Origin of the sequence: Kosakonia oryzendophytica, assembly GCF_027886705.1 — a bacterium.
In the GTDB taxonomy this organism is placed as follows: Bacteria; Pseudomonadota; Gammaproteobacteria; order Enterobacterales; family Enterobacteriaceae; genus Kosakonia; species Kosakonia oryzendophytica.
On record NZ_CP115659.1, the window covers coordinates 903,675 to 917,046 of the forward strand.

A 13,372-nucleotide genomic window follows, 5' to 3' on the forward strand; every position below is an offset into this window, starting at 1 on the left:
CACGGTTTATTTGTTTTGATCGACGTAATATTTGAAATAAAACAACGCTTTACCTTCGTTATAACTGCCGAAGGTGTCATACCCCAGGTTTGCACCCAGAGCCAGGTTGTCGCTGAGGTGGTAGCGCGCATCCACGCCCAATGTGTAACCAATGCCGTTTTTCGACGTGGCTTTGTAAACTGCATCCACGTCGTCATCGGAACTGGCGTAACTGTTTAACTGCGATTGCAGCGTGTTGTGGCCCGGGAAGTAGTTACTCTTATCCTGTTTATAGGATTGGTAACCCACGGAGCCGCTCAGTGTCATATCCCAGTCGTTGATATGGCGAGTCAGTGACACCGGCAACGAGACCGCCATAAAATCCTGCGGGCTGAAATAGCCGCCCTGGCCGAGCGTGTAATAGCTGAGGTTACGGTCAAAGTTCATGTAGTTGACGTTGACCCCGACCTTCATCTCGCTGTCGTTGGTGCGCCACGGGCGCAGGTAACTGCCCGCCAGCATGTTGACCGAGTGGTTCGTCGGCACGTTAGTACCAACCCAGGTATCAAAACCCAGGCGGGTATAGAGACCAACCAGGTCGTTATCCCACGCAAACTGCGCGGACACGCCGTTACGGGTAATGCCCCCCCAACTTTCCCCGGTACTTTTATCTTTCACACCCACGTAAGAGAGCAGGCTGTCGGTGACCGCGCGGCGTTCCGCTTTCAGGTTCAGCGAGCTGTATTGCGTCAGTTTCGGTGTCCACTCCACGCCGCCGACTAAGCGGGTAAACTCGCCGCCGGTCGGCGTGCTGCCAACATCCAGCTTGTAGTTGTCGCCGCTCAGACTGAGGTTTGCCGCCACGCCGTTGGCCTGCTGGCTACCCTGGCTGGAGGCATTGGTCGAGGTCGTCGTGGTGCTGGTGCTGGCTGCGGCTTCCGCCAGTTTTGCCGCGTGCTCCAGCGCGCCGGAACCAAAGCGGTTGGCGGACTCTCCCGACATCTCGCCTGCGTTCAGTGCCGTTGGCGTGACGTTCAGGTTGATGCGCGTGCTGTCGCCCACCGCGCCGGAAAGGATCAGCGGCGACTGGATCTCATCTAATGCGCTCAGGCCTGACTCACCATCACGACTGCGCAGCGAGATACCCGCACTGGTCCAGGTGGCGCTCTTCTCTTGCAAGTCGCGCATCATCGTATTGATGCCGCTCATGGCGGTTTGTTGCGCCTGGCGAGTCGGCGAAGGCAGCGACATGACTGAGCTCAGTTCATCGCTGTCCTCCTCACCGCCTTGTTGCAGACGCCACTGCGCGGTGCGCAGCAGCGACATGGCACGCTGGTTCTCGCCGTTGGCTGCCGCTACACGTGCGGCAAGCAGCATATAATCCGCATCCTGACTGGGTTCCAGTGAAGCGAATGCTTTACGGGCATCGTCGTTATCGCCTCGCGCCAGCGCCAGGTTAACAATCCCGGTCAGTGCCTGCTTATCGCGCGGGGATTTACGCAGCACGTACTGGTAGATCTCCGTGGCTTTCTCATCCATGTGATCGGCCTGATAAATGCGCGCGACGGATAACAGCAGATCGGTATTGGTCGGATTGGCCTGTAGCTCCGGCATCAGCAGGTTCCACGCTTTGCCAATCTGGCCTTTCTCTCGCAGACGATCCGCGCGAGCAATCAGGTTGCCGGTACGAATCGCATTGATCTCTTGCTGGCTGGCGCCATTTTGCAGCGCCGGTGCATTGAGAATACTCTCCGCTTCGGCAAACTGACCGGCCTGGTTTAGCACGCGGATCTGTCCTGCATAGTCCACTACGGAGCCGTGCAGCCCTTGCGCCTGACTATCACGCACCAGTTGTAGCGCGCCTGCGTTATCACCACTCTGCATCAACATCTCTGCAAGACGACCCACATCCACCGGCGTTTGCGGCGGGTTGCGTTTCAGCGCTTGCAAAGAGTTGCGTGCTGCCGTGGTATTACCCAGACGCAGGTAGTTACGCGCAACATCCAGTTGCTGGTTGAGCTGTACACGGGTGCTCAGTGCCGTCATATCGGCGCTATAGCTGCTGCGCGGCAGACGAGCCAGCAGGCTCTGTGCGCGTGACCAGTCGCTATCTTCAGCGGCATAAACGGCTGCGGCGTACAGGGCTTCTTTGTTGCTGCCGCCACGTTGCGCCACGCCAGACATCAACGTGCTGGCTTGTTGCTTCTGCCCGGCTTTACGCAACGCCCGGGCATAATCCAGTTGCAGCCAGACGTTTTGCGGATATTTAGCGGATGCCGCTTGCAGGATTTGCATGGCGCGTGAGCTGTTCCCCTCCTGCAATGCCGCCTGTGCCGCTTTCCGTTCGTTATCGCCATTGTCCCCGACCGAGGCATAACGGGTACGCAGGTTAGCGGGCAAGGTGCGCAGCATGGCGTCGGCTTCCGCCTGTTTGTTTTGCTGTTTCAGTACCCACCACAATCCGGTACGGATGTCGGTATTCTGTGGGTGTCGCTCCAGTAACCGGCGGTAGACCTCTTCCGACTGCGGCAATTTGCCCTGACGGCGCAGGATGTCGGCGCGCAGCATATCGGCTGCTTGCTGTTGACTGGCGTCGTTAGTGGCGCTGCTGTCGAGACTGGCCAGGGCCTGATCGTAGCTGCCTTTCTGGCTCAGGTTTTTGGCCTGCGCCAGCGCACCGTAGTAACGGGCGTTGTCAGCATCTTTCGCCCACTGCACGCTGTTTGTGTTATTGGTGTCCTCTTGCGAGGCGCGGCGCAGATATTTTTCCGCATCGGCATAGTTATTCTGCCGTAATGCCACGTAACCCATCCCGGCCAGCGCATTGCCGTTGTTAGCGCGGTTTTGCAGCGCTTCGGCAAACTTATCCTTCGCATTGCCTAAGTCACCGCCATTCAGCGCATCGAAGCCCGCTTTGGTGGCATCGCCTTCCACGCTTTTGCGGTAGTGGTCCATCGGCGCGCTGTCTTCCGGGTGACGCTGTGCCCATGCGGTATACGCCGGGAGATCGGACGATTTCGCATCCAGCCACAACAGGGCCTGTTGCAGGGCCTTATCGGCGTTTTTATCATCCGCCGCCAGGCTGCTGAGCTGATTGATCCCTTCCCGACGCGTTTGCTCCTGGTAGGTCAACGCCATCGCCAGCGCCGTTTTGGTTGGCACATCATCCGGCATAATGCTGGCGCGCTGGCGCATAGCCGCCACGGCTTCTGGCCAGGTGGCGCTGTCACCCGCCATCGTCTGGTAATACTCCAGTGCCACGTCATCTGGCGGTGGGTTGCCGTTAAAGAGCGCACGCCATGCGGCAATCGACTCTTTAATTTGTCCACGACGCGCCAGCTGGCGCGCGGCGTTGAGTTTGTCCTGCGGAATGTTGCGCAGGGTGTTGGCGCTGGTCAACGCATTCAGGCGCGGATCTTGTGGTGAGATATCAGCGATTTTTTTACGCCAAATCTCAGACTGCTGAACGTTGCCCTGTTGCAAGTGATAGAGCGCCATCAGGTACATAGCGTCGATATTTTTATCATCGGCGGCCAGCACTTTTTGCAGCGCTTCCATCGCCATATCGTCATGGGCTTTGCTGTGCCAGTAACTGGCTTGTGCCAACAGTTTTTTTACGGCTGTGTCATTCCCCGTCGCATCGGCGCTATCAGCCGCCGCAGCCGGGTGGCTGGCACCCATCAGACACAGCAGGTAAAAAGCGTGCGTCAGTTGTTTACGCGTATTCATTTCTTCGTTTTATCCTGCAAGCGTTGACGCGCATGGCGCTGAAGCGAGTGAAACAACATTGGACCGGACACGGCGGCAATCAGGCAGGCAAGAACCACCAACCAGACAACATGCTCGCTCGTGAACCACAGTACGCGCAGATAGCCAGGCAGATTGCCGCTGACGAACTGTTCACCAACACGCCAACTGTGGACATCACCCGTATTGCTGACCGCGGTAAAATCGCCGCCGGCCGCAGACTGGAATGCCGGTTTAGTCATATCCTCAGACAGTTGCGCCAGTTGGTGGTTGTCCGTGGCCGTCGCCACGACCACCACGCGTTGCGGGTTCCACGGAGAGCGCATGCTCAACAGGCCGCGCCACTGGTTGTTGTCGCTGAGGTATTCCGCGGCTTCCCTGTCCGTCAGCGGCTGATTGCCGCTCAGCAGCGACAGCACACGTCCCACTGCACTGGTGGTGTTGACCTCAAGATTGTTGCCATTGAGCGTAAACGCGCTGCCTTGTAAAAGCGGGTTGAGCTGCTCGTTATTGCTCAGGTTGCCAATCGCCAGCACATCGCTATCGGTCAGTTGTTGCTGGGCGTCATCGTGCCCCGGCATGCCGGTATAGAGGTGCAGGAAATTGGCGGTGACGCCGGTATTACGGCCGGACTGCGCCATCAGATTGAGCAGCACTGTCGCTTCTTCCACTGTGGGATGCGCAGCCATCAACACCGTTGTGTGGGCCAGGTCGGCGTTACGCGTGAACGGGAACATCGCGCCGCTGAACCAGGCCAGATTCGGCAGCTTGCCGTAGTGCCAGGAGCGGCTGAAATCAAGGGTCGAGTCCCCATCAATACGGCTCTGGATGTTTTCATCCGCCATGGCGTTACAGGGTGCATTTTTCTGTGCTTTCAGACCAAACCAGAAGCCCAGTTGGTTGCTGCCGAGAATGGCGCGCGGATCGATATTCACCACGGCGCTTTGTTGACGTTGCGATAAACCCAGCATTGACATCACCGGCGCCAGTAGACCTTCTTTGCTTACCGGCAGTCGTTTCAGGAACTCGCCATTCAGGCTGACGTTCAGGAAAGACTCGTCGTCGTCAATCCAGTTTTTCTGCGCAAAGCTGTAATTAAGGCGCAGCGGTATGGCGGAGCCATCCCACATAAACAGGTCCGGCGCGGTGCGGAACGGCAAACGATTTTCGCCGTGCCAGACGCCGTGTGCGATCAACGCGCCGTCATCATTGAGTAATGAGCGAACCGTCACCGGGCGATCGGTGTTGATCCAGCGAGGAGCGTCATACGCTTCGCGTTGTACGATTTTCAGCGCCGGAACATCCAGTGTGTCACTATCTGGCAGGGCAGGTTGCGTCAGACGCCAGGCGGCCTGGCGGAGTTGCATTTCGTTATGTCCACTCACCACCAGCAGTTTGTAGGCCGGGTTTTGCGGGTTGTCGATAACTTGCAACGCTGCACCATTGCTTTGTGGGATCGTTACACCGCCAATCATTTGACCCGGTTTACCAATCAAAATGCCGTTGCCCGCAGGTAGCGCGTTGTACTGCACTTCGAAACGGCTTGGCCGACCGTTGCTCAGTGTGCCAAATTGTGAGGCGACAATGGCAGATGCCATCAGCACGTCGGCATCCGGGCTTTCCGGATAAGCGATGCTGACCGCCTGGTCTTTGGTTTGCTTCACGTCGAAGAACGGACGTGGGAACGTCCCCAGCGTTTTACGCACATTCAGCCAGAGCCCCTGATAATTTAGGGTCGATTCCGGTTGCAGTGTGACTTTGTAATCCGCAGGCAGCGGGCGCTGGCAGCTCCAGACGTTATTGATAATGTCGTCGCCGGTTTTCAACTGGAAGCTCAGGTTGTTACTGGAGGCGATCATCGACGCTGGCACATCCAGATTCCAGAAGCCTTTATCCTGTTGTAACTGATCCAGCGGGATCGCCCCCAGCGGCTGACCGTTGAGCATCAGTTGCAGGTTTTCACCGTTCACATCGCTACGGTTGACCTGCACATTAAGGCTGATATGCGCATCGGTGATCACCAGATCACCGGGCAGGTTAAAGGAGACGCCGTTTTGCAGTTGCATACCGGAGAGCGTCAGCCCACCGGTTGCGCCCATATCACCAAAACTGAGCGTGCTGGCGATGTTCTGATTACTGGCATTCGCTGGCGCAGGCGGCGGTGTCTGCGCCGAGGTTGAACCTTGCAACGTAACCGGCAGCGGCAGCTCAGGCAGCGCATCGCTGTCCGTCGAGAGCGCAAAGGCCGTGCCGTTTACTGAGCACACCAGCAGAGTGGCAAGTGCGATGGGGTTAAAGCGCATTGTTAACCTCTTTCTGTTTCTTCGCGACCGTGGCCATCTGGCTGTTAAACCCATTGGTGCGTTTTTTCGGGCCAAAGAACAGTTCATATACGCACTGCAAAATACCGATAAAGGAGATCAGCGGGCGATCAGGCGCATGCGGTGGACGGTACCAGGCATCGGCGCGGGAGAGTACGACGCGCACCAGCTTACGGCGTTCACTCAGCGGCAGCGTGTCAAACTCAAGGCGAATATCCCCCACGCCCATACCTGCTGCACGGATTGGCACATGGGCAATTTTACCACTGAGGCCCAGTTCGATTTGCACCGGGGTTTTGCGCGTCATATCTTCCCCTTTCACCAGCGCCACGCGTGCGCCGCCCATGGAGATGTCGAAGGTGCGGGTTTGCATCTGTGAGCCGTCGGTAAAATGGATCGTTACCGGCAGACGGGCGAAGATTCGGATGGTTTTGCGGATTTGCTTGGTCTCTTTTGCAACGGCAATAGAGGCCAGCAGAATAATGGTACTGAAGGTACCCCATGCGATGTTGAACAGGATCACGCGCGGGTCGATACCGGCGTAGTCATGCATAAAGTAGCGTACGCCAACCCAGATCATGCTGCCGACCATCAGAATGGTCGTGATGATCAGCGGACGAACGGTATGGGCGTCAAAGTAGTTTTTGTCGGTCAGATCGCCTTTATCCGTCACGTTGAACTTACCTAAACGTGGTGAAATCAGGCTTAACAACGTTGGCAGGATCAGGTGGAACGCCATCACCGTCTCGTAGATTTCGCCCCAGAACGCATAGCGATAGCGCCCGGTGATCCGCGAGTTGACCATGGTGGAAAGCACCAGGTGTGGCAGCACATAGGCAAAAATCAACGTTGCCGACGAGGAGATAATGTTGAGGTTAAACAACATGAACACCAGCGGCGACGTCAGGAATATCACGCGTGGCAGACCATACTGGAAGTGCAGCATCGCATTGAGATAACAGAGGCGCTGCGTCAGCTTCAGGCCACGGCCCAGCAATGGGTTATCAATACGGAAGATCTGCGTCATACCACGCGCCCAGCGAATACGCTGGTTCACATGCAGCGCCAGACGTTCTGTGGCAAGGCCGGCAGCCAGAGGAATATCCAGGAACGCGGTGTTCCAGCCGCGACGCTGCAATTTGAGCGCGGTGTGCGCATCTTCGGTCACGGTTTCTACTGCAAATCCCCCCACTTCGTTCAGTGCAGCACGGCGGATCACCGCACAGGAGCCGCAGAAGAAGGTGGCGTTCCAGTTGTCGTTACCCTTTTGCACCGGGCCATAGAACAGCGCACCTTCGTGCGGAACGCGTTTCGCCGCCGTCAGGTTACGTTCAAACGGATCCTGGGAGTAGAAGTGGTGCGGAGTCTGGATGAGGGCCAGTTTGTCATCGCGGAAGAACTCGCCAATGGTAGCCTGCAGGAATACGCGGGTCGCCACGTGGTCGCAGTCGAACACGCAAATCAGCTCGCCATTGGTCACTGTCATCGCATGGTTGAGGTTACCGGCTTTAGCGTGGCTGTTATCCGGGCGCGTGATATAGCCGACCCCAGCTTCAGCAGCAAAGTCACGGAACTCATCGCGCTTGCCGTCGTCGAGAATATACACTTTGACTTTATCTTGTGGATATTCGATGCACTGCGCAGCAAGAACGGTATCGCGAACGACCTCGAGACTTTCATTATAAGAAGGAACATAAATATCGACGGTCGGCCATGTCGATTTATCCTGAGGTAACGGAGCAATAGGGCGTTCTAATGGCCAGGCCATTTGAATATAACCCAACAGCAAAATCGTCCACGAATAAATTTCAGCAGCAAACAGTAAACTACCCAGCAACATTTCCAGCGTGGAGTCAAAATGCAGCGTCGTAGTTGCACGCCACCAGATATAACGCGTTGACATCAGCAATGAAAGTGTGAGCATTGCCAGTACGGCTTTCTTACCCTTTATTCGACCAAGAATGAGCACGGCTGCCATCACGCTAAGACCGAAGAGGTATTGCTTATCGCTGCCCATTGGGGTGATGATCACCAGCAGGGATAATGCTAACAACATCAGCGTGAATATAATTCCGATGATTTTTTTCATGTTTGTATCATCTTGCACAGAAAATAATAAAGGTACCCCGGCATAACAATGTTTCCGGTTACCTGTTAAAAATCATGACGCATTCTGCTGGCCATCAAATTAGTCATAGACCGATAGCATCACCTGCAGCAGGTCATGAAAAATTGTGCTGATTATTACCATGTGTGGATCCCACATGGCTGAACGGTATTATTTGCCAATTACCGTAAATAACATATCCAGCCGCACCGGATTACGTTCACGGACTTCAAATTCCGCCGGACGGCTGATGGCCGCAACGCTTTCCATAATCGTATTTGCCGGTGTGCTGAACGCGTTTGGTGCAGCGACCGGTGCCGGTTTGCTTTTCGGCCAGGAGATAGTGTTAGCCGGTACGTCTGCTGGCGCACTGGCAGGGCTCACTTCTTTGCGGCTGACAGCCGGGATTTCAGTGATTGCCGCTTCGTGTTTTTCGTCGCTGGCGTCGGAGGTGACTGCCGTTGTGGTTACTGCTTGCATAGTAGCACCATCTTCTTCATTCATTTCCTGGAAAGAGACACCGGACATTTTTAGTTTTCCAGCCAAAGAACCTAAATCATCATACATAGTATTTGCCTGACCCCGATGTGTTGAATACGAGCTATAATTAGCAAGGTTATCTTCTCTATTTTCCGGGTTATTCAGCGGAAACGTAATAAACCAGGTCTTTCGTTAAGATAAATTTCAGACATTCGGTTTATTTGAGAATTTCCTCATATACTGTCGGTGGGGAGCGGTTAAGGTCAAGTGACGATATCAATAAATTAGGATGCACTTATTAGGGTTTTCTATGAATGCTGGCTTTATTTATTACTGTGCGTCGAGACAAAGCCGCAGGTAGCACGGCGTTGCGGGGTGTGAGAGGTAAAATTTATCACATGGATTGTTAGTTAAACTTTTTATTAATAATTACCCGACATCAATTCTTCACAATTTATTCATAATTTCTCGATTTTTGTGCGCACTGTCTTTATCGGAAATTATTTTGGATTCTTTAGCGATTAATTAATGTTTATATATTGAGACCATCTATAAATCATCATTCTCTATTAATATAGCTGCTGAGTGATATTGAACCCTTTAATACTTTCAATTAGGATGTACCCGAACACTTCTTTAAGAAAAACGATTATGCATTCTGAAAATGATATTTTCGGCTCTCAGAATATGCTTGCCGCACTCGAAAATGTTCACGATGCTGTCGTACTACTTGATAGTACGGAAACCGTGTTTTTTTTAATCGCGCAGCTGAGCAATTATGGGGCTATCCGCGGATTTCGGTCCTCGGCTGTAAGGCGTCAACCATTCCGTTGTTTGGCGCTATCGATGTGCTGTCCTGCGAAGCAGAAAATGAGCAGGCACTGACCGTCATTACTGCAACCGGCGAAGAGACGTCGCTGGCGGCAACCATCAGTTATGACGGACCAGAAAATACGGGCGCACCTTGTCGTGTTGTGGTGCACATTGACCAGGAGCGTGTCACTAAACTTTCAACCTTTGACCGTCTGACTGGGCTGCCGAATCGTAGCGCGTTGCATCAGTATATCGATCAGATGATGACCAGTAGCGAGCATGCCCGCGCGGCGTTCTTCTTTCTCGACCTGGATCATTTTAAAGACGTTAACGATGCGCTCGGCTACGCCGCAGGGGATAACGTGCTGGTGGCCATCGCGCAGCGCCTGCGCACTGAGTTTTCCCGCCAGGGGTTTGTCAGCCACGCCGACAGCGACGCGTTTGTGCTGGTGATCCCGGATTGCGATAGCACTCGGGCAACCAGTATCGCGCAGAAAATTCAGGCGCTGTTCCGCATGCCGTTTAAAATTGCCGATCTGGCGTTAAATGTGACCGTCAGCACCGGTATCAGTCTGTATCCGGATCATGGCGTTTCACGGGATGGTTTGCTTAAGCATGCTAACCACGCGTCACATTTGGCGAAAGCGGCGGCCTCCGGCGGTTACCTGTTCTTCAGCACTGAGATGAACCAGGTGGATCAGGAACGGCTAAAACTGGCGGCGGCGTTGAAACTGGCAATCGCCAGCAATCTGCTGCATTTGCACTATCAGCCGCAGGTTTGGCTTAAAAATGGCGAGCTTTATGGGGTCGAAGCGCTGGCACGCTGGACCGATCCGGTTCTTGGCGATATTCCCCCCGGAAAATTTATCGCCCTGGCCGAAGAGACCGGCGAGATCGAGGCCATTGGTCGCTGGACGCTCCATGAAGCTTGCCGCCAGATGGCGGAATGGCGCAATAACGGTATTGATGTACCCGTGGTGTCGGTTAATCTGTCGCCGATCAACTTCTATAACAGCAGCCTGCCTAATTACATTTCGTATCTGCTCCGGCAGTACCGTATTCCGGCCAGTTGTCTGACCATCGAGATCACCGAAGGGGTGATGATGGACAAGCGACCGGAAACGATGGAAGTGATTTGCGCCGTGCGGGAGTTAGGTGTTGGGTTGTCGATGGATGATTTTGGCACCGGTTTCTCTTGCCTGTCCCGACTGGCGCATTTACCGATGACTGAACTGAAAATCGATCAGAGCTTTATGCGTGATTTGAGCGAAGGCAGCAAGATGAAAGCCATCGCCACCACGGTGGTCAAAATTGGTCAGAGTCTGCATCAGACGGTGGTTGCCGAAGGTGTGGAAACGGAACAGCAGCGTAATCAGTTACGCGATCTGCAGTGTGATATTGCGCAGGGTTATCTTTACTCCCGCGCGCTCACGGCGGCAGCGCTGGCCGGTTGGCTGCAAAGCAGGCCGCAAAGTGAAATGATTTAAGAGTGAGTTTGCACGGTAGCAGTGGCCCAGGCTTGAAAGGATAATCAGGCCGGAATAATTCCCCCGGTGCGCGTCCAGTGCCGGGGGATTATTTTTTGTTTCCCCTTCAGCAACGGAGTCAGATAAGTTTCTACTCTTTTACGACTTGCCCACTCAGGCAAGCCGAATAATGGGTATACATTATTCCCGCCTTGTTTTTATAAGAAAGATTTTTCGCCGAATTAACTAAAACATTTCAATATGATAAGTAATAAGCAAAAAACCAGCATCCCCCATGACATGTGACGGTGCGCCTGACGGGCCGGATTAGTACTGGTTGTTTTATTTTCGCTATTGTTAATACGCATAAATTTACAATACCCGACGTTAATGATAGCCCACGCCAGGCCTTGCGGCACGGCGCTTCACAGGAGCGAACATAGGTATAGCAAGCCGCTGCAATAAATACAGGAAGGCTCTTTTTTGTTTTATAGATGCTTTTAATTAATTCGCTTATATATATAGACAGGTCGCGATGATTACCTTTTTTTTCTTATGCGTGCACGACGATAATAAGCGAAGAAAATTTATATTACCTGGAAAAAAATAAAAATCCATGCGGAAATTTGCGTTTGGGACAATAAATTTATTAAGATAGGTTGACTCTATAATTACCGGTTTGGTTGGGCTGGAGAACAAATAAATAACGGTGATTGGGTATTTATCCTGGGCAACATTGGGCTGGGAAAGGGAAGCGGTATTGTGCTGGCGCGCACAGGGATAACGAAAAAGCCTGATGCATTGCGTCCCGGCAAGGCTATCATGACTTCTCGTAATGGATGTGGGGCGCGACAGGGCCAGAGCAGATCCTGGTAAGTAGAAAGCACTTAACAATAATTATGCAAAATGAGTGCAAATCTGATTCACTTTCACAGGGTTAGCCTGCAGCTTAGGCATGACGCGAAGTTATCTATTTGTGGTGAATCGTTTGCGGCTGAAGGTCATTCTGGCAAGGCGTGCGATTTTAGCGGCCAGGTGTGCTTTTCGCCTTTCACCCTATCATCAGGCTGTTGTTAAGCGCATAGCGGGTCATGCGGAACAAAAATCATGAGTGAAAAAAGACGGACAGACCACAGGGATGAAGACGTTAAGCATCTCTTTGAGTTGCTCAATAATAATTCAGATTGGGTTTGGGAAGTGGATGCTCAGGGGCGTTATACCTGGTCTTCCGATGTGGTGACGGAGCTGCTGGGTGTGCCACCGGAAGAGGTGATTGGCAAAACCCCCTTTGATTTTATGCCACCGGGCGAAGCCGAACGCGTTGCCGGCGCTTTTGGCGCTATCGTGATGGAGAAGCGCGCGTTTTCCGGGCTGGTAAACCGTAACCAGCGCGCTGATGGAACCATTGTGGTGCTGGAAACCAGCGGTATTCCGCTGTTTGACGATAACGGTGAACTGTGCGGGTACCGTGGGATCGACCGCAACATTTCCACGCTTGGCGAGCGCGTCCTGCAACTGGAGACAATCTATGAAACCACCCCGGTGGCGCTCTGCATGATCGATCGCCAGGGGCGGCTGGTGATGTCCAATAAAGCGATGGCAAAGCTGTTGGGAGAACGCGCGCCGCACGGTGCGGAGATCCATTTCCAGAGCCTGATGCCAGAGTACTGGCACTTCTTTCGTACGGACTTTGAACTGGCGGATGGCGGAGAAACGTTGCCTTCACGAGAACTGGGCTGGTTTGATCGCTGCTACGACATTCAATCGGTGCCGGTTCGCGATGCGATGGACAATGTTATCGGTCTGTCGGTGACCTGGGTGGATATTACCGAGCGCCGTCACGCCGAGCAGAAACTGGCGAGTGCCAACAAAGTGCTGCAACAATATGCGCAGCACGATCATCTGACCGGGTTGTTTAATCGCCGCTATATGGATGAGTGCCTGGTGGCGGAGATCACCCGCGCCATGCAGGACGATTTCCCGCTGTCAGTCTGTCTGGCGGATATTGATTACTTCAAAAACTACAACGATACCCACGGTCATCAGGCGGGGGACGACTGTTTGCGCATTGTTGCCAAAACTCTTACGTCGTCGCGCCTGCGTAGCGGCGATAATGTCAGCCGTTACGGCGGTGAAGAGTTTCTGATTATTTTGCCCGGTACCGATCTGGTGCAGGCGCTGGGTGTGGCGGAAGTGGTGCGCAGCAATATTAATGCGCTGGCGTTACCGCACCATGCCAGTCCGACCGGTTATTTGACCATCAGCATCGGCGTGGCAACCCTGCATGGCAAGCAAATCTCTATTGAGGATAAACCGCTGCATATGATTGCCAGTGGGTTGATCCACCTGGCTGATACCGCGCTCTATGCGGCTAAAAAACAAGGTCGCAATCAGGTGGTTTCCGCGCGGGATGCCTACACCGTTCCCTGAATTTGCACATCGTCCGTGGTGGCAACGCC

General features: G+C 53.8%; 6 protein-coding genes. 2 read left to right on the top strand and 4 right to left on the bottom strand.

Features of this window, described 5'->3' with window-relative positions:
* Positions 1-6: 6 nt before the first annotated feature.
* The 4 genes from O9K67_RS04405 to O9K67_RS04420 form a co-directional block, all read right to left on the bottom strand.
* Positions 7-3,708: a cellulose biosynthesis protein BcsC gene (locus tag O9K67_RS04405; protein WP_061493286.1), complete on the bottom strand. Its 3,702-nt coding sequence runs from the start codon at positions 3,706-3,708 to the stop codon at positions 7-9.
* Positions 3,705-6,029 carry a cellulose biosynthesis cyclic di-GMP-binding regulatory protein BcsB gene (bcsB, locus tag O9K67_RS04410; RefSeq protein ID WP_061493287.1) on the bottom strand — a complete coding sequence of 775 codons (2,325 nt, stop codon included), beginning with the start codon at positions 6,027-6,029 and terminating at the stop codon, positions 3,705-3,707. Before bcsB ends, O9K67_RS04405 begins: the two co-directional genes overlap by 4 nt.
* Positions 6,019-8,136: a UDP-forming cellulose synthase catalytic subunit gene (gene bcsA, locus O9K67_RS04415; RefSeq protein ID WP_061493288.1), complete on the bottom strand. Its 2,118-nt coding sequence runs from the start codon at positions 8,134-8,136 to the stop codon at positions 6,019-6,021. Before bcsA ends, bcsB begins: the two co-directional genes overlap by 11 nt.
* 189 nt (positions 8,137-8,325) lie before the next feature.
* On the bottom strand, positions 8,326-8,682 hold the full coding sequence (locus tag O9K67_RS04420; RefSeq protein WP_249277791.1) for a hypothetical protein: 357 nt from the start codon (positions 8,680-8,682) through the stop codon (positions 8,326-8,328).
* A 782-nt stretch (positions 8,683-9,464) separates the two neighbouring features.
* Between O9K67_RS04420 and O9K67_RS04425 the strand changes: the two genes are divergently transcribed.
* Positions 9,465-10,934, top strand: coding sequence for a putative bifunctional diguanylate cyclase/phosphodiesterase (locus tag O9K67_RS04425; protein WP_271044640.1), 1,470 nt, complete (start codon positions 9,465-9,467; stop codon positions 10,932-10,934).
* A gap of 1,086 nt (positions 10,935-12,020) precedes the next feature.
* The gene (locus O9K67_RS04430) at positions 12,021-13,343 is read left to right on the top strand and encodes a sensor domain-containing diguanylate cyclase (RefSeq protein WP_061493290.1); all 1,323 of its coding nucleotides are present in this window, start codon (positions 12,021-12,023) and stop codon (positions 13,341-13,343) included.
* Positions 13,344-13,372: the final 29 nt, after the last annotated feature.